At 52.6% G+C, this 26,867-nt stretch carries 22 protein-coding genes and 1 tRNA gene; 4 read left to right on the forward strand and 19 right to left on the reverse strand.

Annotation, left to right across the window (positions count from 1 at the left end):
* The first annotated feature begins 6 nt into the window (after positions 1-6).
* The gene (locus FE845_RS13680) at positions 7-2,574 is read left to right on the forward strand and encodes a CHASE2 domain-containing protein (protein WP_200365586.1); all 2,568 of its coding nucleotides are present in this window, start codon (positions 7-9) and stop codon (positions 2,572-2,574) included.
* Between the two features lie 43 nt (positions 2,575-2,617).
* On the opposite strand, the gene FE845_RS18650 is transcribed toward FE845_RS13680, so the two are convergent.
* The 8 genes from FE845_RS18650 to FE845_RS13720 all read right to left on the reverse strand — a co-directional run bounded on the left by FE845_RS18650 (position 2,618) and on the right by FE845_RS13720 (position 12,113).
* Positions 2,618-3,016: a hypothetical protein gene (locus tag FE845_RS18650; protein WP_227714357.1), complete on the reverse strand. Its 399-nt coding sequence runs from the start codon at positions 3,014-3,016 to the stop codon at positions 2,618-2,620.
* An 88-nt stretch (positions 3,017-3,104) separates the two neighbouring features.
* Positions 3,105-3,959, reverse strand: coding sequence for a hypothetical protein (locus tag FE845_RS13690; RefSeq protein WP_200365588.1), 855 nt, complete (start codon positions 3,957-3,959; stop codon positions 3,105-3,107).
* Positions 3,949-5,193, reverse strand: coding sequence for a hypothetical protein (locus FE845_RS13695; RefSeq protein ID WP_200365590.1), 1,245 nt, complete (start codon positions 5,191-5,193; stop codon positions 3,949-3,951). Before FE845_RS13695 ends, FE845_RS13690 begins: the two co-directional genes overlap by 11 nt.
* Positions 5,193-5,828 (reverse strand): condensin complex protein MksE, encoded by a 636-nt coding sequence (locus FE845_RS13700; protein ID WP_200203967.1) that lies wholly within the window; start codon positions 5,826-5,828, stop codon positions 5,193-5,195. Before FE845_RS13700 ends, FE845_RS13695 begins: the two co-directional genes overlap by 1 nt.
* Complete coding sequence (locus tag FE845_RS13705) at positions 5,821-9,546, reverse strand: ATP-binding protein (protein WP_200365592.1); 3,726 nt, start codon at positions 9,544-9,546, stop codon at positions 5,821-5,823. The genes FE845_RS13700 and FE845_RS13705 overlap by 8 nt, the downstream gene beginning before the upstream one ends.
* A 143-nt stretch (positions 9,547-9,689) precedes the next feature.
* Complete coding sequence (gene wrbA / locus FE845_RS13710; protein ID WP_200365594.1) at positions 9,690-10,289, reverse strand: NAD(P)H:quinone oxidoreductase; 600 nt, start codon at positions 10,287-10,289, stop codon at positions 9,690-9,692.
* A gap of 116 nt (positions 10,290-10,405) precedes the next feature.
* The gene (locus FE845_RS13715; RefSeq protein WP_200365596.1) at positions 10,406-11,104 is read right to left on the reverse strand and encodes a pirin family protein; all 699 of its coding nucleotides are present in this window, start codon (positions 11,102-11,104) and stop codon (positions 10,406-10,408) included.
* 49 nt (positions 11,105-11,153) lie between these two features.
* Positions 11,154-12,113, reverse strand: coding sequence for a quinone oxidoreductase family protein (locus tag FE845_RS13720; protein WP_200365599.1), 960 nt, complete (start codon positions 12,111-12,113; stop codon positions 11,154-11,156).
* Positions 12,114-12,307: 194 nt separating this feature from the next.
* Here FE845_RS13720 and FE845_RS13725 point away from each other — a divergent pair, with 194 nt between their 5' ends.
* On the forward strand, positions 12,308-13,207 hold the full coding sequence (locus FE845_RS13725; protein ID WP_200365601.1) for a LysR family transcriptional regulator: 900 nt from the start codon (positions 12,308-12,310) through the stop codon (positions 13,205-13,207).
* On the opposite strand, the gene FE845_RS13730 is transcribed toward FE845_RS13725, so the two are convergent.
* Positions 13,167-14,024 carry a sterol desaturase family protein gene (locus FE845_RS13730; RefSeq protein WP_200365603.1) on the reverse strand — a complete coding sequence of 286 codons (858 nt, stop codon included), beginning with the start codon at positions 14,022-14,024 and terminating at the stop codon, positions 13,167-13,169. The genes FE845_RS13725 and FE845_RS13730 overlap by 41 nt on opposite strands.
* A gap of 130 nt (positions 14,025-14,154) precedes the next feature.
* Here FE845_RS13730 and FE845_RS13735 point away from each other — a divergent pair, with 130 nt between their 5' ends.
* On the forward strand, positions 14,155-15,189 hold the full coding sequence (locus tag FE845_RS13735; protein WP_200365605.1) for an AraC family transcriptional regulator: 1,035 nt from the start codon (positions 14,155-14,157) through the stop codon (positions 15,187-15,189).
* Positions 15,190-15,248: 59 nt separating this feature from the next.
* Here FE845_RS13735 and FE845_RS13740 read toward each other — a convergent pair whose 3' ends face one another.
* The gene (locus tag FE845_RS13740) at positions 15,249-16,253 is read right to left on the reverse strand and encodes a hypothetical protein (protein WP_200365607.1); all 1,005 of its coding nucleotides are present in this window, start codon (positions 16,251-16,253) and stop codon (positions 15,249-15,251) included.
* A 265-nt stretch (positions 16,254-16,518) separates the two neighbouring features.
* Here FE845_RS13740 and FE845_RS13745 point away from each other — a divergent pair, with 265 nt between their 5' ends.
* Positions 16,519-17,100, forward strand: coding sequence for a DUF2799 domain-containing protein (locus FE845_RS13745; protein ID WP_200365609.1), 582 nt, complete (start codon positions 16,519-16,521; stop codon positions 17,098-17,100).
* A 123-nt stretch (positions 17,101-17,223) separates the two neighbouring features.
* Here FE845_RS13745 and FE845_RS13750 read toward each other — a convergent pair whose 3' ends face one another.
* From FE845_RS13750 to bamA, 9 genes are all read right to left on the reverse strand, one after another.
* Entirely contained in the window at positions 17,224-19,371 is a 2,148-nt protein-coding gene (locus tag FE845_RS13750) for an autotransporter domain-containing protein (protein ID WP_200365611.1), read from the reverse strand.
* 225 nt (positions 19,372-19,596) lie between these two features.
* Positions 19,597-19,673 (reverse strand) — tRNA-Met (locus tag FE845_RS13755).
* 67 nt (positions 19,674-19,740) lie between these two features.
* Positions 19,741-20,430: a ribonuclease HII gene (rnhB, locus tag FE845_RS13760; protein ID WP_200365613.1), complete on the reverse strand. Its 690-nt coding sequence runs from the start codon at positions 20,428-20,430 to the stop codon at positions 19,741-19,743.
* Positions 20,431-21,612 (reverse strand): lipid-A-disaccharide synthase, encoded by a 1,182-nt coding sequence (gene lpxB, locus FE845_RS13765; protein ID WP_200365616.1) that lies wholly within the window; start codon positions 21,610-21,612, stop codon positions 20,431-20,433.
* A 20-nt stretch (positions 21,613-21,632) separates the two neighbouring features.
* A complete protein-coding gene (lpxA, locus tag FE845_RS13770; protein WP_200365618.1) occupies positions 21,633-22,424 on the reverse strand; it encodes an acyl-ACP--UDP-N-acetylglucosamine O-acyltransferase in 792 nt (263 codons plus the stop codon).
* Positions 22,424-22,861 carry a 3-hydroxyacyl-ACP dehydratase FabZ gene (gene fabZ, locus FE845_RS13775; RefSeq protein ID WP_200365620.1) on the reverse strand — a complete coding sequence of 146 codons (438 nt, stop codon included), beginning with the start codon at positions 22,859-22,861 and terminating at the stop codon, positions 22,424-22,426. The genes lpxA and fabZ overlap by 1 nt, the downstream gene beginning before the upstream one ends.
* 11 nt (positions 22,862-22,872) lie before the next feature.
* Positions 22,873-23,898: a UDP-3-O-(3-hydroxymyristoyl)glucosamine N-acyltransferase gene (gene lpxD / locus FE845_RS13780; RefSeq protein ID WP_200365622.1), complete on the reverse strand. Its 1,026-nt coding sequence runs from the start codon at positions 23,896-23,898 to the stop codon at positions 22,873-22,875.
* A gap of 48 nt (positions 23,899-23,946) precedes the next feature.
* Entirely contained in the window at positions 23,947-24,441 is a 495-nt protein-coding gene (locus FE845_RS13785) for an OmpH family outer membrane protein (RefSeq protein WP_200365624.1), read from the reverse strand.
* Positions 24,442-24,504: 63 nt separating this feature from the next.
* Entirely contained in the window at positions 24,505-26,823 is a 2,319-nt protein-coding gene (gene bamA, locus FE845_RS13790) for an outer membrane protein assembly factor BamA (protein ID WP_200365626.1), read from the reverse strand.
* Positions 26,824-26,867: the final 44 nt, after the last annotated feature.

The following is a 26,867-nucleotide window of genomic DNA, read 5'->3' on the forward strand; positions in this document are numbered from 1 at the left end:
GGACTCATGAACCGGGATTGGTTGCCAATAAAAACGACCCCATGGACACTCGGTCTTGCACTTTTGTTCCTATTCTCGCTCGCCGAAACAACCGATTTGCCGCAGCGGATTAATTACTGGCTTTTGGATTCTGCCCTACTAGCCAACCCCACTGCTGCCTCCCCGAACATCGCCATTGTGGCTATTGATGATCTCAGCCTAGCCCGCCAGGGCCGATGGCCGTGGCCTCGCGAAACCCACGCGAACTTGATACATAAGCTGCATCAAGCTGGCGCAAAAACCATTGTGTTCGATGTTCTGTTCACCGAACCCTCCACGGATGATGCCAAGCTCGCAAGCGCTATGCAGGCCCACGGGAACGTAGTGCTGCCAATTCATCTGGCACCCTCAAACCCGCGCTTGCAGCTAAGCGAGCAGCTACCACCTGGCAACTTGACATCAGCAGCGTCACGCTTGGGCCACGCACACGTTGAGCTGGATCATGATGGCATTGCCAGAGGGCTTTACCTATTTAATGGCATGGGGCGCCAACTATGGCCTAGCCTCGCACTTGCGGCCTCAGGCGCCAGCCCCCGAGAACCCGATACACAAGGGTTACCGGCATTTATAAATGTACGAGACGATTATCGGGTTGTGCCGCTTGCAGGCAGGGCGGGCACGTTATCCACCTACTCCTACAGCGATGTGCTGAACGCGGCTCTGGCACCCGATGCCTTTAACGGGAAAACGGTCTTTGTTGGCGCCACGGCAGCCGGGTTGGGAGACATTTTGCCAACGCCCTTTTCTGGCCTCAGCCAGCCCATGTCTGGTGTGGAGTTCCACGCCAATACGCTTTCAGCCATTCAACAGCAGCGCCTAATCAGCCCAGCCCCGAAATGGACGGGCATAGCCCTCGCCTTGATCACACTTGTGGCTCTGGCTACCTTGGTACCCCGAGTGCGCCCGGCGCGCACACTATTGGCATGCATCACCGCTGGCGGCGCCATTCTAAGTTTGTATTTAGTATTGCTGCACACACTCAACATGTGGCTTCCTGTGGCTCACGCTTTGATCATGCCTCTGGTCGCCTTTCCGATTGCCAGCGGCATGCGCCTAGCGATGACCAATCACTTTCTGAACCGCCAGCTGGACGAACTGGTGCGCACCCCCAGAGTAGCGCTACCCGAACCGGCAAAGCACCCAGCGAGCCAGCTCCTTGAACACTTCCAAGCACTGTTTCAGCCGCAAGGCTGGCTGCTGACGGAAGCTCACGACATTATATCGAACCGAAACCTGAACCTAACGGATGTCCCCGCCAATCTGAAGGCGGGGCTGTGGCATCACAGCGGCAACCAAAGCTGGATTCGGCTCAACCGTGGCAATGTGTGCTACACCTTGGGGATTATCCTACCCAACAATTTGAACCTAGAGGCAATACAACGCTACTTGCGGCGCCTTAAGCTCTCGAGCACAGACGCTTTCGAAAAAAGGCTTAGCCCCAGCGAGAATATTTCAGCTCGTATTGAACGAGTTAAAGTAGCTACAGAGCGCTTAAACCACATGCAGGAATTTATCCGGCGCAGTTTCGAGCGTATGCCGGACGGCATTATCGTAACCGATGAACTCGGCATCATACGGTTCGCCAACGGCCACATTGAAGAGTGGTTTGGCGAACCCATGCCTAGCCTTAGCGGGCTTCCCCTAACCCGGCTTTTAGACGGTCACGACCCACGCGAAACACCGCCCTGGTATGAGACCGTTTCTGAAACGCTCACAATGCTGCAAAGCCGCACAGTGGATCTAAAAATACGGGATAAGGATTTTCTCATCCATTTTGCACCCTTCGCCCTCCCCGATAGCGTGCAATACGGCATCATTGCCAATATTTCGGATATATCCGAGCTGAGAGAACAGCAACGCCAACACCGGGAGGCGATTGACTTTATTTCCCACGATGTACGCTCACCGTTGGTGTCTCAACTGGCACTGATTGAGCAACTAAAACGCGATCCCACTCACATTGATCAAAGCCAATTGGAGCAACTTGGGCGGCTGGCCAGACGAAGCTACCATCTGGCTGAAGAGTTTGTGCAGCTCGCCCGTGCAGAGCAGCTAACAGAGACCCGTTTTTACGAATGCGAGTTTTTGTCCATTGTTGAAAATGCCCGTGACAGTGTGAGTGAGCAGGCCGTAGAGAAGCAGATTGCCCTACAACTGCAAGGAACAGAGGATTTGTGGTTAAGAGGAAATGCCGAACTACTCGAAAGGGCCGTTATCAACCTGCTAACCAATGCCGTACAGTACAGCCCGACCGGCTCAGCGGTGAGTATTCAAGTATTTCGTGCCGGACATCAGGCTTGCCTGACCATTGTTGACGATGGTGCGGGGATTGACCCAGAAGAACTGCCTTACTTATTTGACCGGTATCGGCGCCAAAAAAGCAGTGAGCTGGCGGGCGTTCATGGAACCGGGCTGGGGCTTTCGTTCGTGAAAACAGTGGTGGAGAAGCACCGAGGCGAGATATACGTTGTTTCGCGCCCGGGAGAAGGAGCAACGTTCACGCTTAAACTTCCGATTGCCGAACCCTTACCCTAGCCCGTAGCGGCAACAGTATTCAGTTGGCAGGTACCAAGGCTCCCTAGAATTCAATTTCTTTGCTAACCATTTCGGAAGGCGCGCTAAGCAAACCACCGCTATCTTGAACCAGAATCGTAAAGTACCAAACCCCGGCACCCAAATCGCGCACTACATATACCATGTGCGCGTCTTTCTGGGCATCCGCAATAATGATCTCCTTATCCAAAGCACCGGCATTTGTACCATAACGAATAATGTACTTATCCAGCTCGGCCATCCTTATGCCTTCGCCGTTTACACGGCTCCTTGGAGCACTCCAGCTCAGCACTGCTGCTTTTTGCCTATCAAGGGAGTTCAAGCCTGAATAGGTGGGATCAGAAGAACCGCCACAGCCTGTCAGCAATATTCCCAGTGCAAATGTGGCAATCCATGCCTGTGACAGTTTGATAACGCGCTCCATAGCATGATTCCACCAATATATAGTCGCAACTTTTAAATTGTACAAAATTCGATCAGGGATCGATATAAAAACAGTGAACACTAGAAGGTCAGATTCGTTTACAGGTAATGGTCAATTCCATGAGTCGAACGTTCCGCCGCACCAGATGCTCCTGCATCACCGCCAGTTCTTCCCTCGCCATATGCTCGGTAATGGCGAAAAGCTCGCCGGTTGCACGGCCTTTCAGCCTTTTCAGTGCGACGGACTGATTACGATGCACTTTTGGTTGGTTAAACGGCGTATGCCTGCCAAGTTCAGGCCAATCGGCGGGCACAAGCGTGCTGCCTTTGCCCTGATCCAGTGCGAGGGACTGCCCGGATGGGTCGAAATCGAAAAACCACGCCAGTTTGTCTGAGGACTGATTGCTAACTAGTTCTGCAACAGCACGAACATTTTCCCGATGCCCACGGTAAAGAATGACTGAATTCGTGAAGGAAGCCGGAAGCTTGAGATCCGCCCAGTAAGGCATCAAGCCGCCGTTTTCGATGATGACCAAGTTCTGAGTTTGAAGATATTCCACGTCAAGACAATCCGACCGCACGCTGAGCACACTACCCAGAGGTGTTGTGACATCTTCACCGCTCACCCGTACATTTGCAGAACCAGCAGTCGCCAAAACAAGCAGTTCGCCGAAGACTGAATCAGGGCTGAGCTTTTCACTGGCATTGTGACTGGCCATTGCCATGCGGCCACCAGCACGGGAATCATATTGCGGGTCTAAACCATGCTCAGCTTTGGCGTATTCTCTCAGCCGTTGGCGCTCTTCCGGCGTGAAGTGAATCTCTTTACCAACGACCTGCCCTACACCCGTCTCTGCGCATATCTGGTCCCAGACTTTTCCGCGCCTGACCGATGACTTGCCGCCCCTTAACAAACGCTCAATGGCGGCAATTTCAGCCGGCATTGCTATACCTTAGGGTAAGATCTGAGATCATGACGTTGTCTGGATATACCCGATGCGGCATTTGATGATAGATCACCTCAATATACTGCTGGTCCCCGTCAGACAAGGATTCGATTTCGGACACAATGGCCTGTAGCCAATCGGCTTTATCTATCTCCAGTCCCGTGCTGGCCAGGGCTTCTGAGGCAAGAATACTCCGTTCACCAAGTGCACCATCAACCACCAGCTGAATCAGCTCCTCGATAGCCTCTTCTACCGGGTCGTCTTCCTCAACTTCGGTTTCACCCTCAACGTCAAAGTTAACCGTGGCCACGCCGTCCGGAACCGGCTTATCGTCTATCTCGACAGGGATTGTCCGAGCCTTTGCGGCAATTTCTATCAGTTCCAGATCGTCGGCTGAATCATAAATATCACCAAAGCCCTTTATCTGAAACGGCTCTACCGTATTCAGAAACTCCGGAACATACCTCAAATCCAGATGATCAATGGAGGGTTCAAATCCGCGGTTATTTATAAAGTGCGCTTCAAAGGCACCCACCATTCGGCTTAGCCGTTGATCCTCACGCATGCGCACCAGCATTTTGCGCAGCTGGTTAAGGGCATAAGACAGGTTCTTCTGCGAGGATTCCAAGGTGGCCGGCAAATGCCGCAATAACAATCGCTTCAAGAAGGCATCGGAACCCGCCTGCTCCGCCAGCTCCCGTATACGAAAGCTTTCAAACAAGGTAATCAGACGACCCGCGCGCTCGATAACCCGCTCGTTTTCACGGATGCGCAATTGCAAGTCTGTGATGTAAGCGAAGCCGGTATTGATGTATGTGGCGAAGGCCTCCGTGGCGTTTCGGATATCCTCAATAACATCCGCAAGGCATTCCTTGATTTCACCTTCCAGCCGATCAATATCACTCAGAGCCGATCGCTTTTTTGCTTCTTTGTATTCCAGAAACAGCTCACTGAGTTGCTGCCAAAGAATATCCACCTGAGCATTGGCGTAACGGCGTCGTTCAGACTCGGTGATGTGATCCAGAAACTGAACCAGCACCTTCTTCAGTTGCAGGTCTTCGTTGTCACCAATCCGCCAAACCAGGCGGTGGTGTTCAAGGGTTTCGATCAGGCCAAGGTTGTCATCGGAATCCGGCACCCGGTTGCCGTTTCGCAGGTGCGCCTCCAAAATGGCCTCACCATATTTGGCCAGCGCACGAAGCGTTCCATGGGCATCATGAGCGCGGGCCATCAGTGCAGCCTCATTTGCTCGGAATCTGTGTCGTCAGAGCCCTGAATGCCTTCGTGGGTCTGTATGAATGTCATGGCATCGTACAGCCAGCTCCAACGGCCAGTGGCCCTGAAAAGGCTGCCGCTGGTGCCTACCGACTTCAGGTACCCCATCTTCTCCAGACTGGAGAGCACAGCACGTATCTGGCCGGCTGAGTCTGCACGTTTGGTGTGAAACACCTTTTTCTCCGCCAGCGATCTCAGTTTCGATTCCAATGCAGGCGCTGCCGCAATGCGATCCAGAATGGCGCCCTCAGACAGCTTGTCGCCGGGCAAAATCGGCCGGTCGTTTGCCTCCAGCATCATCACAAGCCGCAAAAACTGCACAAAGGCTTCAAGGTTGTTGGCAACATCCCGAAACTGGTGGCGAATCGCATCTTTGGTATCGGAGTCGGAGGTGTCCAGATAGGCGCAAACGAAGGCATCGTGAGCACTGGTCTGACGAAGCGTTCGATTTATCTGAGCCAGGAATCGATTCACAGAATCCTGATTGGCGGGCATAAGAAGGTAGTTGTACAACTCATCGTCACTGACCTCACAGATAACCCGCTCCTGAAGCAAGGCCGTTACGGTTCGCTCGAATAACGGACTACTCATGGCTTGTCACCTCTTCTGTTGCTTTCTCATTCTGACTCACGCTGGAGAACAGCTCCGCGTGTTTTCCTTCAATCCCGGAGGATTCGTAGGTGTGAATCCGTCCCTGCTTGAGGGAGATCTTATTCTCAAAGAACTTCCTCAAGCTTCGGTCCAGCTTCGGGCAGGCAGAAATCATGGTGAGATTATTGGCCTCCAGCATATCCGCCAGATGAGAGATGTTGTTGGGGCTTAGCGTTCCCAATTCATCTATGGGCCAGGTAATGCGCGTGTTCAAATCCGGGCACAGGTAGCGGGTGAGCCCCATGAACACAGTCATTATCGCCAGGTAGGTCAGGCCGGTTGAGCTGGCCGACAGGAAGTCTGCATCGGTGCGGATGACCACCTGACGATCGTTTTCTTTCATTTCCAGACGCATGTCGATCATCGACTCAACGCTGTCTTTTACCTTGGCATCACTGAGCGTGTCTGTAACCAGTTTAAAACGGCGCAGAATGGCATCGCTCGGCAGAGAGCGGCGATTCATTTGAATCCAGTTTTGCCATTGACCCACAAACTCTTTCAACGGCTGCCAGGTTTCGTCTTCGTAAATTCTGGGCTCCAGCACAACCTGTATGTCGCTCAGGCTTTCAATGTGCTGGTCGGTATTAATCTTTCTTTTCAGAAGGCTGGAAACTGCCTTCACTTCTCTAGCCATGACTTCCAGGCTGTCGAAATACTTCACCAGACTGCCAGCTTCCGACACAAACTGGTCAATCAGTGCATCGCGAAGCTGGGGTATATCGGTATCCAATAGCTCTCGCAGATCCGGAATCCGCGCTAGCTTGAAGCTTTCCTCATGGTCCAACACCTCGCCCGTCATCTGTCCGCGCCGATAGGCTGATAGCTTCTGCCACGCCTGCTGGATTTGGGTGTTGTCGTACCGGTTCAGGATTGCGGTGGCCTGATCGAACGTGCCCACCACTTCTCTGCGCAGCTGCTCCAGCTTTTGGTAGGCCCCCTGAAGCTCCTGGGTAAGATCGGCCATATTGCCCGGGAAGCCTTCGGCGAAGGTATTGCTCTGGAAATGCTTGAGCACAGCCTCTGCCGCTTCCGTTTGATCCCGCAGGTTTTTGATTGCTGCTTGATGCTCAGCAATAGACACCTTCAGCTTGTTGTCCTGCTCCTTCCATGAGCGCTCTGCTTGCTCCCGAGTACGGGCGGCAGCCTCACATTTTGCCTTGGCTTGATTGGCTTGCTCGGTAAGCGCTTCAACCTTGCACCACTCCTGCTCGCGCCATTTGCGATAGCCACGCACAAGGTCTTCAGACGCCACAATGGTTTCGACAGTGTCTTTGAGCTTGGCTAACGCCTCTCGAGCCTTTTGAACTTCCTTGGGATCAATCCCCTCTTCCGAAAGGCGCTGATCGTATATCTGGCGCTTACTCTTGAGCCGTGCTTTGTGGTCGGAATCCGCAGAAGCTATCAGCTCACTTTGGTGGTCTATGCTGGATTGCAGCTCAGACTCTTTCTCCGCCCAATGAGCGCGCATATCCAGCACTTGTTGCTGGAATCCTGATTCAACCTCTCGTACGCCCTCACCCGTTTGCTCATCGAAGGCCTGCAGCTTGCCCTGAACGGCTTCAAGCTCTTTTGTGATCTTTGCAATCCGAGTGGCCTGCGCCTCTTTAACACGTTGGCGTACGTTAGCCAGTTTGTTCTGCGCGTTATCGCGGGCACGTTTGACCAGCGAGAACTCAGTTTCCAGCCGGTCGGCAGCGGCGGCTCGTTCCTTGTAGGTCTCATGCCTGCGCTGGGCCTCGCGCTCGGTTTCCGCCCGCTGCTTGAACGCGGCCTGGCGCTCTTTATCTATGTTCCGGCTGCTTTCCTGCAAGGCTTCTTCAGAGGCGGCAAAATCCGGAATTGGCAAGGTATCCAATGCGAGCTGCCAACCCATAACAGCCGTGCTATTTGCAGTATGATCGCGGGTAGGTGCAAGATCCTTTCTGTGCAGCAGATCGGGATTGACGACTTTTGCCAAGTGGCTGCCCCACTCCGGGTCCTGGGCCCGCAGATTTGATAACCAGGTACCGTCTTCAGGGGCGATCTGCCGTTGCAGTTCGTTAAACCTGTCTTCCAGCGTCTGGACCTTGTCGTCCATTTGCTGAACCTGATCCTGGGCTGTTTTCCAGTCCTGGTTTGCCTGATCTCGCTTACGCCCCGCCTCTAACCGATTTTCATGGGCCAGAGACACCTGCTCCGTTGCTTCTTCTGCGGCCTGCTCCGCAATCGCAATTTCCTGCTGTTCAGTTTCCGTTTGCCCCGGATTTTCCCGCAGCGCTAACAAGCGAGCCTGCTCACTCGTCAGTTCCGAGCGCTCTTCTGAACGGCCACCCTTGTACTCAGATACCGCCGTAACCTGACTTGTTTTGATGGAATTCAGTTTCAGATCATAGGCATGCTTTGCTGAGGTAAGCGCGTCAGTAGCTTCCCTTAAGCGCTGCTGGCGCTGGGCCTGCTGCTTCTCATGCTCGCGCTGGATACTCTGCTTTTCTTGCTCGTACTCGCCTTCTATCTCAGAGGCCTTACCCGTCAGGCTGTCGTAATCTGCTTGCGCTGTGGCCAAGCGCTGGCGGTAGTCGGCGAGATTATCGAAACTCTGGGCCAGCTCGGATAGCCCACCCTCTTCATATCTGTCGTTCTGCTTGTGCAGGGCGGCTACTTGCCCGTCCAGGGATTCAAACTCGGCATTGCGATCCGTTACCTCTCGGGCCAGTTGGCGATCGCTGTCTTCAAACTCCGCTCTTCGAATGCTTCTATCTGCCTCAAGCCGCTCTTTCTGCTCGCCCAGCTCGCTGACCTTCTCTCGGGCTTCATCAACAGAGGCGTGTAGGTTGGCTACAGATTTATCCGCCTGTTCAAGAATTGCCCTACGTTCGGCATCCTTTCTCAAGCATTCACGGATCTTTTCTTCCTCACCCGCAAAAGCGGAAAGGCTCTGTATATCCGCGATCAGATCTTTGCGATCAATGGCGCGAGGCTTGGCGTGCTGATGGATATTCTCAAATTGAGTTTCGCAGATCATGGTCTTGAAGCTGCTAAGCAGCCGGTGTTTGTTCAACACCACGTGGGTCAGACGCTCAATGTTGGTCATCTGGGTGTCGCTGTCACCCAGGCCATGCTCGGCCGCCAGAGCGCGGAGGGCCCGTGCATCCGCAGGCAACCGCTTCAGCAACTTTTGATTCCGCTGAATAATGGCCCGGTAGCTGGTAATGGTATCGATCATTTTCGAAGGGTTAACACCCCGGCTACGTAGCGCGGCAAACACGTCATCCGCACTGGCCCCGGCTTGAAGCAACGGTTTCACCTCTGGCGAGAAAAAGGTCTCCTCAGCAGAGCCAGCCACAAACCGATAGCAGGGTTTTCCCTGTGCATGGCGATACATCACGGCACAGTGCAGCCCCGTGCTTCGCCGGTACTCAAATATGATCAGGCTTTGGAAGGTGGGCAGGTAGTAGTCCAGAAAGGACAGTTTGCCCGATGCCTTGGTAACGATGCGCTCCGGTTCTTCGCCAAAAAACGCCGGTATAAGCGCCAGGACAGAGGTTTTGCCTGCCCCGTTCACACCACCCAGGTGCGTACGTTCGCGGCAGTCGATTTTGATGGTGCGCCCCTTCACTTGCTTGAAGGAGTGATGCAGGATGATGCTTTCTAGTCCGTAGCTAACAGTCTCGCCAGACAAACTGATTTCCCCGTAACGGCAGGTCGTTCTTGATACCCGCAGTATACAGGGAATAGTTTCCGGACAAAGCTATGGAACTAGCTCAAACAACGCTCAGAGACGCTGGGCATAACTTGTCTACCCAATGACTCTGATATAGTTGATCAGCCTTTAAGCTTGGCGGCAATTTTTGCCACATGCTCACCTTGATGACGGGCAATACCCAACTCACGTTCGTCTGGCTGGCGTGAGCCGTCGCCACCAGCAATTGTGGATGCGCCATACGGCGTGCCGCCACCTACTTGCGAAACATCAAACAACGCTGGCGTGGTGTAGCCGATTGGAACGATAACCATGCCATGGTGTGCCAGGGTGGTCCAGGTCGACGTGATCGTCATTTCCTGACCACCACCGGTGCCTGTTGAAGTGAACACACTCGCCACCTTGCCTGCCAGGGCACCTTTCGCCCAAAGGCCGCCGGTTTGGTCGAAGAAGGTACGTACCTGCCCGGCCATGTTGCCGAAACGGGTCGGTGTACCAACAATAATGGCGTCGTAGTCACCCAGTTCGGTGGGTGAAGCAACAGGTGCTGCTTGATCAACCTTGCCGCCCGCACCTTTGAAAGCTTCGGCATCCATGGTTTCGGGTATACGCTTCAGGGTTACTTCCACACCCGCCACGCTGCGGGCGCCTTCAGCCACTTCGTTTGCCATGGTTTCGATATGGCCGTACATGGAGTAGTAAAGAACCAGAATCTTCGTCATTTATATATCCTTCTTCTGTTTTGGTTTACACATGTGCATATTTTCAGGAGAGAGGCGGACAACACTTCCACTCAATGTAGTAGTGCAGCCCGCTTCCAACAAGCCAAGCTGGCTTCTTACGCCACATCTACCAGCACAATTTCGCTGTCTTCCAGAGCACTCACTTTCAGCAATTCCTCGTCACTGATCGCAACGCCATCGCCCGCAGAAGCGACGACTCCGTTAACATCTATCTTGCCGGTTGCAGGCACCAAGTAGACTTTGCGCCCAGCGGCAATACGGTATTCAGTGCTCTTACCTGCCTCAATCGTTGCCGCCACCATGCGTGCATCCGTTCGTATAGGCAAAGCATCGTCATCGCCGGGAATACCGCTGGCGAGAGTAACAAATGATCCACTACGCTCACCCTTGGGAAACGGCTTAGTGCCCCAGGTGGGCGGCAGGCCCGCTTCGTTAGGCATAATCCAGATCTGGAAGATCTGCGTGGTTTCATCTTCTTCATTCATCTCGCTGTGGGCAATGCCTGTTCCCGCGCTCATCACCTGCACATCACCGGCCTCGGTACGGCCTTTGTTGCCAAGGCTGTCTTGGTGCGTTATCGCTCCCTTGCGGACATAGGTAATGATTTCCATGTCGCGGTGCGGGTGGCGTGGAAAGCCAGAGCGCGGAGCGATAGTGTCGTCATTCCATACTCTGAGATTTCCCCAGTGCATGCGATTCGGGTCGTAATATTCTGCGAATGAAAAGTGGTGGCGAGTATCCAACCAACCGTGATGGGCTCCGCCGAGTTCACTGTGGGGTCTAAGTTCAATCATTGTGTGATCTCCTGTTTCGTGTAAATCATGACGGTCAAATCATGTTGCTTTAAGGGATTAAAACGATCTTTTCAGACCCACCTTTATGTACCTTGTTGTACGCCGCAATAGCTTCCGAGAGCGGCATTTCGGTAAAGTTGTCAGGAATAGGCAAGTCGCCATCAAACGCTGCACTGATTCGCTCAAACATCTTTGCGCAATCTTCCAAGCTGTATAGCAGCGAGTTAACCCCGATGACCGAGCCGCCACGGCGGTATAGGTCAAGAACGGGCATGCTAGTCAGCCCGTCTGCCGGTGCAGCAATAACCGCTATGCGCCCAAAGGGGCCGAGCGCCTTCACCGCAGCTGGCAGCCAGTGGCCAGTGGTATCGAAAATGACCTCCGGCGACTGCCCCTGAAAGCGAGTTTGTGCCTGCTCCGGCAGCTTCTCGGCCTCTGGTAGTTGGAAAGCATTAATACCCTGCGCCTCCAACTCCTGCGCAACCTCGGCACGGCGAACCCCCAGTACAACATTGGCACCTCTGGTTTTCGCCAGCGCCTGCGCTGCCTTGGCTACGGCTCCAGCGCCGATGATCAAAAATCGGGTACCCTCCGCAACTTGGCTCCGCTCCAAGGCATCCCAAGCTGTAATGTACGGAACTCCAAACGTGGCAGCCTGAGCAAAGGTGAGCGATTCCGGTTTGGGCGCCACGGCATTCGCGGGCATAACCACATACTGCGCATGACAGCCATCTTGAGTGAAACTAAAGCCTTTACCTGTGCCGCCCCAGACTGCCTTGCCTATAAGCTCCGCAGGCCCGTCTGCAACAACACCGGCGAAATCCCTACCGGGAATACGCGGCGTTGTGGTGTAGGGAAAAAGCCCCTGTACGTTTTTCAAATCGCTGGGGTTCAGGCCTGCAGCCCGAACCTCCACCAAAACCTCGCCAACACCCGGCACAGGCTTGGGTATATCGTTTATTTGCAGCGAATCGAGTGAGCCGGTTGCTGAAAACTGTAATGCTTGCATAATCGACCTCGATCATTAGATTTAGAGTTTTACTTTATCCGTTACTACGAAGCGTTATAGGCTGATACCACCGAAGCGCTCCACTGATGGAACCACTTTACTATCGCCAAATCGAAAGAATAAGCGGGCTACTATTGAGCCACTATCAACACAGCGTTGATAATCAATGAAAACCGCAGGAGCAGGATGAACCTATGGACCGCCTCGATGCCATGCGCGCCTTTGTTACGGTGGTGAGTGAAGGCGCCTTTACCCGCGCTGCAGATCGGCTAGACATGTCCCCACAGTTGGTCAGCAAGTATGTTTCCCAGCTCGAAGAGCACTTGGGTGTGCGCCTGCTCAACCGCACCACCCGACAGATTCATCTGACTGAGGCAGGAGCCAGCTATCACCTGCGTGCACAACAGGTGCTGCACGACATTGAAGATATGGAATGCCAGATTGGCGACCTGCAAACCGAAGCTCGCGGCCTGCTAAGAATCAGCGCGCCTGTGTCCTTCGCAATTCGCCACATGGCCCCCATGCTGAGCGAGTATCAAAAGGCTCACCCGGGGGTAGGCATCGATTTGCAATTGAATGACCGCAAAGTGGATGTGGTTGAAGAGGGGTTCGATGTAGTGCTGCGCATCGGCCACTTGAAAAGCTCCTCACTGATCGCCAAGCGGATTGCCCCGATCAGAATGGCGGTGTGCGCTTCACCGGACTACTTAAAGCAAAACGGCACGCCCAAACACCTCGAAGATCTTCAGGGCCACCGCTACCTGCGTTATAGCTACATAGAGCTGGACTCCAGCCAACCCCTGCACCGATGGTTGCTAAACAATGGTCAGAACGACAGAAACGGCATTACCAGCAACAACGGGGATGTGCTGGTGGAAGCCGCTATAGGTGGAGCGGGAATCGCCTTGCAGCCTACGTTTATTTCAGGCCCGGCCATTAAGGAGGGAAAGCTGAAGGTTATCCTACAGGAGTACGAGCCCGAGCCCATGGGGCTCTATGCGGTGTACGCACACCGGCAGCTTCTGGCCAGCAAGGTTCGGAGTTTTGTTGATTTTATTGATGGGTATTTTGGCGATCCGCCCTACTGGGATTGAGCTCCGCCTTGCTCTGTTGCTCAATCTCGCCAGCCGTCAGCCCCCGTTTCTTGGCCTTCAGGTAGCTTAAGTAGGCCGGAACATAGGTTTTACCCATGTATTTATCGAGATATGGCAAAAACCCTGCGTAGTTGCCTTTAAACTTGGCATGGTGGAAATCGTGGTACACCGGCCCCTGATATACAGGAAGTAGGTGTACCGGGTTCCATGGAATGTCATAACCGATATGGCCATCTGCACCTTCAATCTGCCGAATAATCACCCACAGCCATACTACATAAATGTGCGCACCCAAAAGAATCGGCCCTATCAGCGTGACCGCAGCGGTCAAGGTGTATTCCAGCCAGTGCATGTAATTCCCGTTGATACCACAGGTGTTGCGTACCCGGTGGTGCACGCTGTGCACGTTCCGTAGCAGCCACTTGTTCTCGTGCATGTACCTGTGCATCCAGTAATACAAGAAGTCATCCAGCACCACAAAAAACACGAGTTGCGCGACGATCACGTACCAAACCGGCAATTCGTTATTGTGCACAGCAGTGAGCTTCAACACCGGCCAACTGAGCACCAAAAGTGCGGCCAAAATAATATTGTTTATAAGAATGCGGCCCAGAGAAGGCAGCAGAAACTTTTTGACCTCAAACGGCTTCTGCTGAATTTTGTACTTTCTCAGTGGTGCTGGGTCTAACCCGGCAACAATCGTCCAAGGCGTTGCAACAATAAGGAATGCCGCCATGCTAATGGCGAGCGTGGCCATGGGAAACTGCCAAAACCAGGGGTCGTTATAAAATCCGTCCCAATACCCGAATACATTCATAATTGCTCCAGACGGGGCACTCGTTATTATTGTGCTTATATTTTGACCTGCCATTTGCATCGCATCTTAGCCTGCCCTACTCTGGCTTAATTGTTGGATTACGAATAAAAATTACTATAAAGCGGCAAATATGAGTGAAAACCCAGCCTTAACCACATCCGTTAACCATCCCACCAATCATGTGGTCGGACCGTACATTCAGCCTGTTCTGATGGCGTACCTTCAACAAGGGGGCCGTCTATCAGCACTTGCAGATGCGGCATCAGTCACTGACCTTTGGATGGTCAACCCACCAGAAAAGATAAGAGTGGAGGATTACTTTCGGCTCTTTCTAAGCGCCAGCGACCTGGTGCAAGACCCGCTACTCGGCATTAAAGCAGGGCAAAATGCAGGGTTAGAAAACTTTGATGTCCTGGGCGAAGCTTTAGCCAATACGCGGGCCAAATCGTTGACACTGGGCCACGCACTTCAGCAGGTTATGACGCTGGAGCGGCTCGTTCACCGTTTGGGCACGTCTCGTATAGAATCTGATGGCGGGCATGTACGCTTGATATGGCGCGCGCATTTTCAGCAGCATAAAGCCGCTCGATTAGTGTGCGAAAGTGTATTGGCAGGGATTATTCATTTGGCAGAACAACTGACCGGTCGCCTGATTCCGGTAATGGAAGTGTGTTTTGTGCACCCAAGGCCCAATGATTATAACGAGGCGGAATACCAGCATGGGTTCCGCGCCCAATGCCGGTTCGGCCAGAACCATAACAGCATCATGATCGCTGCCGATGTTTTGGCATGGCCGCTACAGCAGATAACACGCCCTTCCGTTATCGAGGCAGATACCAAGCACACGGTCGAGCAGGTAAAAAGCCAGCTCGGAAAAAACCTAATGAACAGCCCCAAACTCGCCCAAATTGCGGCCATTCTTGGACAAAGTGAACGCAGCTTGCAGCGGCAACTGAAGCAGCAGGGTACTAGCTACCAGCAGTTGCTGGCTGATGTTCGCTTACACCACGCACAGGATTATCTGCAGTATTCGAACTTGAGCATATTGCAGATCAGCCAGCTACTCGGGTTTAGAGAGCAAAGCTCGTTTAACCATTTCTTTTTAAGGGGCTGTGGTTCATCGCCTAAAAAGTGGCAAGAGAAGACTAAGGCCATAAAAAGCTAGCACCCCCATAGCGGGGGCGCAGAGAATTCATAACAACGAAGGTATTCAGGCAGCTGAGTTTACTCAGGCGTTTGCGTATCTTTTCCCGCAGTCGCCTCAGCCGTTTTCACTGGCGCATCGTTTTTGCCGACCCACTGGCTCGCTTTTACCTTCAGCTCCTCAAACTTCTCCGAAACTGAATCCAACTTCTGCTCCCACTCCGGGTTCGGTTGCTGGCCTTCCGTAACTTTAAAGAACACCTGCATCAAAGCCGTCATCCCGAATGGCTCAATCACCGCCTGCTTAATACCCCAAGCGAATACCAAAGCAATTGCAAAGGTCAGCGGCCCGGCAGTACCAGGGAATAACGCCACCAGCCCGGCGACCGGAGCAAGGATAATCAAGAAAACGATGAAAGTTAAAAACCAGATAATCAGCGCTAGAAAGACTGCATTCTTTAGAAAAACTTGATAATTCTGGGCGTAAAGAATCAGCGCGCTGCGGCTGGACGCCCAAGGATTGTCGGACTGAGTACGTATGTTGTAGGCAAGGATCACTTCGTCCAGATAAGTGAGCGACAACCGAATCACCGTGTTCAGAAACTTGGCAACCGCTTCAATACCGGGGATCGGCAGAATTGCAGCCAAGGTGAAGAAAGCCCGATTGAATGATTTGAGCACACCCTTTATAAGCTGGTCCACGCCAAATAGCACAGAGGATTCGGCAAAGCGCTCTTTCACCACCGATTGCGCATGATCAATTTGGCCGCGACCTTCTGGAATCTCCCCACCGTCCATCACCTCCACCAACACAGCGATGTGGCCCGCTTTGACCATATACAGAAGGTACTCGCGCAGGAAATACATGATGCCACTGGCGAGACCAAAGCCGATAAGGCCGCCATAGGTACCACCAACGGCTGAATCCCCAAACACAGCCCCCGCACCATAGCCAACCCCGGCACCAGCACCGGTGATGATTACATACCCTAAAGTGATGCCAAAATAGATCAAAAACCGAAAGATCAAAAACGGCGCCGTGCGCCGGAGCAGTCCGATAATAGTTCCTACTTCAAAATCCTTCATGATTGTTACCTATCGTTCCCAGATGAGTGGATTCTATTACTATTAAACTCTTAATTTAGTAGCCGTGCCCCTCCCGTCAAGCACTTGCCAGAATCCACCATTAGCCTCTCCCCTCTTTACACTATTTCGTATCAGCACAGGCGCCGTCTTCTGGCGCACATCACTGTTATTCTGTTGCTGCAAAAGATAGAGTCATACTTTAACCGTGGATTCAACCAATAAGACAGCAGCCGCGACTAGAAGCCAGATAGGGAGATCACACTAGATGCAGAAAGCTAACACCTGCTCCAAAAAAACTCTCCTTCACCGAATCACGCAGGCTGCGCTCGTCGGGCTGCTCTGTGCCGGGTTTTATGGTTGTGCCACTTTATCGGAAGGCGAGTGTAAAACGGCTGACTGGCACGAAATTGGCCGCAAAGACGGATCTAAAGGTTACACCCGCGCCCGCTTGCACAAGCACTACGAAGCCTGCGCCGAGTACAAGATTGAGCCGCAGGCAGACCGCTACTACGCTGGCAGGGAAGTGGGCCTAAACCAATATTGCACACCACGCAAAGGGTTTGATGAAGGGCGTGGAGGCAATCGCTACCGCGGCGTATGCCCACCGGACTTGGAACGGGGCTTTCTCGCAGCGTTTAGCAAAGGCGAGATGATTCACGAAATTGATACGAACATAGAGTCCGTCGAAAGAGATATCTCGCGCAAAGAGCAGTTCCTTAGCGATGACGATACATCGTCTAAGGAACGGCTTGAACTACATCGGGAGCTACGGGAACTCTATGACAAACTGCGCGAGCTGAATCGCGATTTGTTTCGGTTGGAGCGGCTTTATTTGCTTGATCTTTGATTGAGTTCTAACGCCACCCCGCAAAGTCGGATAGCACCACCCTTGGCTCCGCGACCAGTTGCACAGAGTAAGAAGCAGCAACATAACGGCTATTGCGCAAGCCTGCAAAACACTTAAGGGCTTCTAAAACTCCGCGCGAAGCCCCAGAGCGTAGGAGCTAAAATCATAGCGGTCCTGTAGCAACAGTCGTTCATAGCGAATAAAAGCTGATTGCCCGCCACCGAATACTGCGGTTAATGAGGTGCCTAAGCTCATATATTCAGTGTCTGACTCATCGGCACTAATACTGAAATTTCCGGCGGTGGCCGCATTCGCAAAGTTGTTACTGATATTATATTTTTTATTGTTTTCTTTAACATATTCCAAATCAATGCTGGGAATTATAACCCCACGACTCCAACTGAAGGTATGGTTGATCCGCGCACCTAAAGCGCTGGTAAAGCTGTTAGTCTTTTGTTCTTTTACGGTAAGCGCCATGCTACCTCCGGTTTCAGTATACCCCTCAATATTCAGATCAGAGTATTGTAGGCGGCCGTAGACGGTGCTCTGCCAGCTCTGGTAGTTAAACTCATAACCAACGCTGGTGGCGGCCGTTAATTGTCGGCTCTTGGTGTCTGAGGCCAAATCCTGTTGAACCATTGCCACATCAACACGGCGGTTGATGTCCACATCACCCTCTGTCCACATGGCGAAGCCGTCTACGTAGAGGTTGTCGATTGGGTAGTAGTTGCCAAACGATATCAGGGAAATAGACTGGGCATCCTGATGCCCTTGCATCGAAGTAAAGTCCGTATCGGATTTACTAACCCCGGCGGCAGCGCCCAGCACGACGGTATCGCTAAAACGGTAATCAAGACCAAACGTCAGGCCGTAGCCGTCTTGATCATAGCTTGGCCGGCTGCTCGTATCTTTGCTTTTCCCTAAACTAATATTACCGTTAACAAATGCACCCCAAGGGCTTACCAGCCCACCATCGCCAGCTGCGCCGCCGCGCAAATTACCTTGCAGGGCCTGAGCCAAAGGCGTGTTCTCCCCCATGATGGCCAGATTTAAATCATCAATGCTAAATTGATTCCGTTGGTCGCGAATTTCTCGCAAACGCGAACTGATGTTGCTGGTTTGTAGCTCTAGCATTTGCCGCATGGTTCGTGATTGCAGCTTAGTGTGACGCCCGGAGACCTGTTGTATCAGTTGTTTTTGCTGGTCTGGGGACATGCTTGCAATCTCACCACAAGGTAAAACTTCGAAATCTTGCCCACAAGCATCAATAACAACAGCGAAGGCGCGGGCCTCTTCCTCTGTGAGATTACTGGGCATCTCAAGCTCATCCTGCCCTGACTCCTCGCTAACATTCACCGTGACGACCGCCTCAGAGAAGCCGTTTTCTCCCCTCAAGGTATAAGTGAAGGTATCGGTCCCCGTAAAATCGGTGGGAGGCGTATAGTTAATAGATGACTCGCTCTGGATAGCAACCACCCCGCCTTCGGTAGTCTCACTGATACTATCAACGACCTCGACAACCCCATTTACGCCCGCAAGTTGGTCATTCTCTCGGACATTCAACGTGACAGTGTCTGCGTTTTTCTGGATATCGAATGTATCGTCGATGGCTTCAAAACTGACGGGCGCTTCACCAACATTCACTGTGACGGACGCTACGGAGGTGTCATTTCCTCTCGTTAACGTATAGGTGAATGAATCGGTGCCAGAAAAATTGGTCGGTGGAGTGTAGTAGATAGAAGGACGATCTTCGAAAGTGAGGACCGCAACGGCTCCACCATTGGAGGTGGTCGCGTTGTCGACCGATAGGACTGGCGACGGGATAATATCATGCACAGGTTGATCATTTAACCGCACATCCAACGGCGTGGCGTCCGCATTTTCAGGCACATCGAACGTATCATCTATAGCCTGAAAAATAGCGTTAGCATTCTCTACGGTAATAAAGATGAGAGCTTCAGAAGTGCTGGTGCTGTCGGTGATCGTATAGCGGATTTCTGCAACTCCAGAATACCCCGGAGCTGGCTCAAACGTAGGCCCGTCGAGGGATATATTAATGTCCCCCTGACCTTTTATAAGCTCAAAATTTGCATTAGTGAAGCCGTTAAAACCACTGTCAAAGGTATCATTGTCGCTCGGGTAAAAGAAAAGCGTAGTGCTATTTTGCATATTGATAGAATAAAAATCGTTAACGGCTGTGGCCGAAAAAGCTAAGGGGCTAGCTAAAAGCAGTAGCAGCGCGATAACAACAATTCTTATTGGATTTTCCATAATCACACCGAAAGAAAATAGGTGGGCCTAAGTATAGGGCAGAACATAAACTTTGCGTAACTTTAGCCCCACAGACGCAGTACATTAATGATCACGCTATTGCGGTTGATTTTGGAGGCAATCCACAGTTCCCAAGTAATACTCGGCGCTGCGTGGATACTGAGGAAATTCAAAAAGCAGAATAAAAAAAGGCAAACCAGTAAATTACTGATTTGCCTTTAAATATGGTAGCGGGGGCAGGATTCGAACCTACGACCTTCGGGTTATGAGCCCGACGAGCTACCAGACTGCTCCACCCCGCATCAAACTGGTTGTTGCCGGGTTGCCCCGATCAACGTGCGCGTATATTAAGGATACAAGAGGCTATTGTCAATCACTGTTTTCAAAGAGGTCAGTCGGATAGTGAAGATTGTCTAACGCTGGTGCAACTGGCTCCTTGAAGAAACCCACCTGCTCCATCGCTTCCTGCACCGGCCGAAATGATTTTCTATGCTCTGGTGTTACGCCCAACCGGAATAGCGCTTCCATATGCACAGGCGTCGGATAGCCTTTGTGTTTAGCAAAGCCATATCCCGGATATTTTTCTTCCATCTGCGCCATCTCCCGGTCTCGGGTCACTTTCGCGAGTATGGAGGCAGCGCTGATGGCTTCTACCCGGCTATCGCCTTTTATCACAGGTTCTGAGGGCCAGTGCCACTTCGGGCATTTGTTGCCGTCCACGAGAACGTATTCAGGGGTAACACTCAGGCCAGCGACGGCGCGCTCCATTGCAATCATCGTGGCCTGATAGATGTTGATCTGATCAATCTCATGGGCTTCACAGCGGCCTAAACACCAGGCAGTCGCATGCTCGATGATCTCGTCATACAGCGCATTGCGTTTTTTTTCTGTGAGTTTTTTCGAGTCCGCCAGCCCTGCAATGGGCCGTTCAGGGTTGAGAATTACCGCAGCAGTAACAACCGCGCCGATGAGCGGGCCGCGCCCTACTTCATCCACACCGGCCAAAAGTCGGCCCTGATAGGCACATTCAAACGGCGGCAATACGAGTGCGCGGGCCACCTAGTGTGTTCGCTCTTCAAGTAGCGTGGAAATGGCTTGGGCGGCTTTCTCATCGGCATCCTGCCTCAATGTGTGATGAAGCTCCGTGAAGGCGTGAATCAGCCTATCCCGCTCTTGTTGGTCTTCCATACGTTCCAGCACCGCTGCGCCAAGTGATTCTGGCGTCGCGTCATCCTGCAACAGCTCGGGAACCAGAGGCTGCTTCGCCAGCAGATTGGGCAGGGAAACGTGAGGCACTTTCACTAACCGAGAAAGCAATGCCCAGCTGACGTTGCTTAAACGATAACCCACAACCATGGGTTTTTTCAGCAACATCGCTTCAAGGGTTGCGGTTCCCGAGGCTAACAAAACAACATCGGAAGCGGCCATCACTTCTCGGGATCGGCCTCTTACAATTGTAACCTGCAACTTTACATCCAGTGCTTCGATAAGGTCGCGAACCTGTTGTTCCCGCTCGCGATTCACACAGGGTATAACCAACTGCATATCCGGCCGCTTGGTTTGTATCCAGCGCGCAGCTTCCAAAAACAATGTGCCAAGCCGCTCAACCTCACCGGCTCTGCTACCGGGCAATATCGCCAGCAGGGGCGCGCGCTCATCAAGCCCAAGCTCTTCACGGGCTCTACCGGTCTCGGGAACCAGAGGGATGCGGTCTGCAAGAGGATGCCCCACAAAGGCGACTGGCACCTGGTGCGCCTCATAAAACTGGGCTTCAAACGGCAACAAGGTGAGCATCAAGTCCACGGACTTGGCGATTTTGAAGATGCGCTTTTGGCGCCATGCCCAAACGGAGGGGCTCACATAATGAACAGAGGGAATGCCTGCTTCGCGGCAGCGCCGTTCTATGGCCAGAGTAAAATCCGGGGAATCAATGCCAATCACTACATCCGGGGGAGTGGCAAAGAAATAGCTCAGGAGGCGGGCGCGAATACTAAAGAGCTCTCGGATACGCCCAAGAACTTCCACCAGCCCCATAACGGAAAGACGCTCCATGGGAACCAGAGAGTGAAAGCCTTCTGCGATCATTTCGTCGCCGCCAATGCCGACAAAACGCGCATTTGGGTAGCGTTTGCGAAGTGAACGAATCAGACCGGCGCCCAGAATGTCTCCGGACGCCTCACCGGCAATGATTCCAAAGGTCGTTCTGCGCTCACTTACAACCGCAGCTTGGAGATGGTCCATCCAAAAAGGCTCCTGCCCGCTCAGCGAATAATTCCGCGATGAGCTCCGCGCAGAGAGTCAATCAACACGCGCACTTCGGGCGTGTCGGAGTATGCTTCTTCCAGCTTTTCGACGGCCTGCTCAGTTGTCAGGCCCTGACGGTAAATGACCTTATAAGCCCGGCGCAGGGTCATTAACACCTCTTTGTCGAATCCACGACGTTTGAGGCCTTCGACGTTCATGCCGTGAGGTTCTGCAGACTGACCCGCCGCCATCACATAAGCGGGAATATCTTTTAGTACAATACTGCCGCCGGCGGCCATACTGTGCGGGCCTATATGGCAGAACTGGTGAACCATCGTGCCACCGCCCAGAATAGCGTGGTCGCCCACCGTCACGTGGCCCGCGAGCGTTGCACAGTTTGCAAGAATTGTATCGTTGCCAATCACGCAGTCGTGGGCCACATGCACATAGGCCATAAGCAGATTATTACTGCCGATTCGGGTTTCACCCTGATCCTGAACGGTGCCACGGTGAATGGTGCAGTTTTCGCGAATCGTGTTGTTATCGCCGATGATAAGCGTGGTTGGCTCTCCGGCGTATTTTTTGTCTTGGCACTCTTCACCAACGCTGCAAAACTGAAAGATGCGGTTATTGCGGCCAATAACCGTTGGGCCTTTCACAACCACATGGGAAAGAATCTCTGTGCCTTCGCCAATTTCAACGTTCGGGCCGATGTAGCTCCAAGGGCCAACCGTTACGTTATCCGCAAGTTTGGCTGATGGATCTACAATCGCTTGAGGATGGACACCCGACCAATCATTAGTCGCCATTAAACTTCTCTCTCAGCGGTCAGTATCTCTGCCACACAAACAATCTCACCATCGACCAGTGCGCGACAATCGAATTTCCAGATACCGCGTTTCCCCGAGATAATCTCAGACTCCATAGACAGCCGATCTCCGGGTAACACAGGGCGCTTGAAGCGCGCCTTACTGGTACCAGCCAAGTATTGTACCAGCCCGTCAGAAGGTTTCCGCCCCACGGTCACAAAACCGAGAATGCCAGAAAGCTGTGCCATGGCTTCAATAATCAGCACACCCGGCATAATCGGGTTATCGGGAAAATGGCCGGTAAAAAACGGCTCGTTAAATGAAACGTTTTTGTAACCCTTGATTGATTTGGACTTTTCAATTTCGGTAACCCGGTCCACCAATAAAAACGGATAACGGTGCGGCAGGTGTTCCATTATTTCATCTATATACATCATCGTGATCGGCCTCAGCCCTCTGTTTTCTTTTCCAGCTCTTTAACACGCCGTGCCAGAGCATCCAGCTGACGGAAACGCACAGCGTTTTTGCGCCATTGCCGATTCGTATCTGCACTGGTTCCGGAGGAATAGACCCCTGACTCCCGAATATCTCCGGTAACCAGTGTCATGCCGGTAAGGTGCACCTGATTTGCAATTTCCAGATGGCCAGCTACTCCGGAAGCTCCACCAAATACACAGTGGCTGCCAATCTTTGTACTGCCTGCAATGCCAACCATTGCGGCCATGGCACAATGGTCACCAATGCGGACGTTGTGGGCGATCTGAATCAGGTTATCCAGTTTAACGCCATTACCTATAACCGTGTCGTCCAGAGCACCACGATCAATCGTTGTGTTTGCGCCAACTTCCACGTCATCACCAAGAACCACACGGCCAAGCTGGGCAATTCTGTGCCATTGGCCTTTCTCATTCGCGAAGCCAAAGCCGTCAGAACCAATCACGGCGCCACTTAAAATATGGCAGCGCCGCCCCACCACCACGTCATGGGCGAGAGTAACTCTAGACCTTATAATGGAGCCGGAACCAATACTGGTACGCGCACCAATCACACTACCCGCACCGATAACAACCTGCTCTCCAATAACCACGCCCGCTTCAATAACGGCGTTAGGCCCTATACTAGCACTGGTAGCCACGGTGGCGGCGGGATCAACCACAGCTGAAGGGTGAACGCCCTGCGGCGCAACGGGCGTCGGGTCAAACCAGTGACTCAGTTGAGCATAGCCTAGGTAAGGATTTTCAAGTAACAGGACGTTGGTCGGACAGTTCTCAGCGGCGGCAGGCGATAAAATGACCGCTGCCGCTTGAGTATCTGCCAAATGCTTTGCGTAGGCAGGGTTTGCCAGAAAGCTGAGCTGACCCGAGCCAGCAGCTTGAAGCGTTGCAAGGCCAGAAACCATAACGTCCGGATCGCCACGTAGCTCTGCCCCCAACGCTTTTGCAATTTCTCCAAGCCGGTAAGACTTTACTGTCATCACGCGCTCCACAACACGCTAGCGAGCCCAAAGGCTCTCCGGCAAGAATTAACGGTTAAGCTTTTCCAGAAGCTGTGGTGTTAGGTTCATATCCGGCTTCACATAGACAACCGCTTCGCTCGGAAGAATCAGGTCAAGGTCGTTTTCTTCCAGCAATTCTTTAACGGCCGCATCCACTTCCGGACGGGCCTCTTCCAGAAACGCCTGCTTGCGCTGATTTACAGTCGTATCGAGACGTTGCTTGAGGAAGTTAAACTCTTTTACTTTCTCTTGAAACTCACCTGCTAGCTTGTTGCGCTCGCTATCGTTCATCATAGCGCCGTCTTTTTCCAGACGCTCTTTCAAACTACGCGCTGCTTCTTGGGCTTCGCGCACTTTCTGCTCATCACCTGCAAAATCTTTCTGCATGTTTTCGCTGAACGACTTGGCATCATTCGACGAAAACAAGGCTTGGCGAAGATCTACAACACCAATGCGGGTATCTGCTGCGGCGGGCAAAGCCAGCGCAGTGGCGGCTACAAACATCAATAGGGTTCTGAACATGTTGAGTCTCCTGTGTGTCGTTCGTTTTTATTTCTCGTCGTGCTTAATCTGAATACCGGGGAATCAGAATGTCTGGCCGAGCGAGAACTGGAATACCTGAGTATCGTCTCCAGGCTTATCGTTCAGCGGTTTGGCAAGGCTGAATGCCAGCGGGCCTACTGCCGTAATCCACTGGAACCCAACACCTGCAGAAAGTCGTAGCTCCTCGGGTTCAGGTTCAAACCCGCGATCCGGATCGAACACTTGCCCTGCGTCTATAAAAAATGCTGTACGCATGGAGCGGCTATCACCGGCAAACGGCGTCGGGAAAATCAGCTCCAGAGAACCTTCCGTCAGGAGGTTACCACCAAACGGATCCGGATCCGAAAAATCGTTGGGGGCGTTGGTGGCCCGCTGCCCCAGCGAGTTGGCCCGATAGCCGCGAACCGAGCCGTAGCCCCCCGCATAAAAGTGCTCGTAAAACGGCATCAGTGAACGGTCACCGTAGCCATTGCCATATCCTACTTCCGTTCGCGTGCGCACAACCCAGCGATTGTTATCTGTAATCGGGAAGTAGAAGTCGGTTTTATGGGTGGCCTTGTAAAACGTAAGGTCACTGCCCGGCACGGCCACGTCAACAGACAGTGAATGGCTATAGCCGTCTGTTGGCAGAACGCCTCGGTTCAACGTGCTACGGCGCCAACTACCAAAGAGGAAGAAGTTATTGAAGGAGTCGCCTTCTTCGTCGATAAAATCCGTGACTTCCTGCGAGGTGAACACGCCGCCCTTAAGCTTGGAAAGCGTATAGCCTAAACCGAAGTTCAGCCTAGTGATGTTGTCGGTCGGATAACCAAAGGTGACACGGCCGCCATACTCGTCGAGCAGGTAGGACGAAATATCCTCTTGCTCAAAATCCGTCTCTCTGGCAAATACACTGAAACCGCGACTCACTCCGTCGACAGTATAGTAAGGATCCATGTAAGAAATATTGGCACTTTTGACCGAGTCACTGGCATTTACGCCAAAGGATACCCGCTTACCCGTACCGAAAAAGTTATTTTCAGATACGTTCGCACCAAGAATAATGCCGGAATCCTGGGAGAAACCTATAGACGCCGAAAGGCTTCCTGTGGGCTGCTCTTCAATCGAGTAATTCACATCAACAAGGTCGTCAGTTCCGGGTACCGGTACCGTGTCCACATTCACGGTCTTAAAAAACCCAAGCCGCTCTAGGCGGGTTTTGGAAAACTCTATGCGGTCCGATGAGGCAATACCGCCTTCCATTTGCGTCATTTCCTGGCGCAAGACATCGTCTCGGGTGGATACGTTGCCGTCAAAATTAATTCTGCGAACATAGGCCCGCTTGCCGGGCTCAAGATAAAACGTGACGGCTGCTGTATTGTTCGGGCCGGGCTCAGGCACGGCATTTACGTTGGCAAAGGCATAACCCTCTTTGCCCAACCGGAAGGCCAGTGTCTCTGAAATCGCCGTCATACGGGCACGGGAGAATACATCGCCCGCATCCACCGGAATCAGCTCACGCAACTCTTCTTCATCAACAATGAGATTGCCGCGCAGCTTTATCTCTGAAATCGTGTATTGCGGCCCTTCATTCAATGCGATCGCAATAAAGACCTGCTGCTTGTCTGGCGAGATAGACACCTGGCTGGACTCTACATTGAAGTCCAGATAACCGCGGTCGAGATAAAACGAACGCAAGGTTTCGAGATCACCGCTCAAGCGTTCCCGTGCATATTTGTCTGAATTAGTGAGGGAATTCCACCAACTGGTAGTACGCAGCTCGAACAGATCGCGTAGCTCCTCGTCACTAAACTCCTTGTTACCGACCAAGTTGATATGCTGAATAGCAGCCACTGTGCCTTCGTTTATGTCTAGACGAATGGCCACACGGTTACGCGGCAGCACCTCGGCTGTTGCTTTGACTCGGGCGTTGTAGCGTCCTTGCCCGATGTACGATCGCAAGATCTCCAGCTCTAACCGCTCCAGTGTTGCACGGCGGAAAACCTGACCTTCCTGAAGCCCGGCGCCAGCCAAGGCGTCCATGAGCATGTCAGTCTCTATGTTCTTGTTGCCTTCAATGTCGATTGAGGTAATCGAAGGCCGTTCCCGGACGGTGAGAATCAGGATACCAGCGTCGCGGCTAGCTTCTATGTCGGTAAACAACCCTGTCCGGAACAGTGATTTAATCGCATCGGCCAGTTCGGCTTCGTCCATCTGCTCGCCAATGTTAACGGGAAAAGCAGAAAACACGGTACCCGCAGAAACACGCTGCAAGCCTTCCACTTCAATGTCTGCAACCGTAAATTCATCTGCAAATGCTGGCGTCATGCCGGTTGCGGCAACAACGAGGCCAACGGCTAAACCTAGAAGAGAACGTCTCATTCAATTATTTCGCCTGGTTAATGCGCGTAAGGAGCCCGCAATTC

It is taken from the genome of Marinobacter sp. 1-4A (assembly GCF_016597725.1).
Lineage (GTDB): Bacteria > Pseudomonadota > Gammaproteobacteria > Pseudomonadales > Oleiphilaceae > Marinobacter.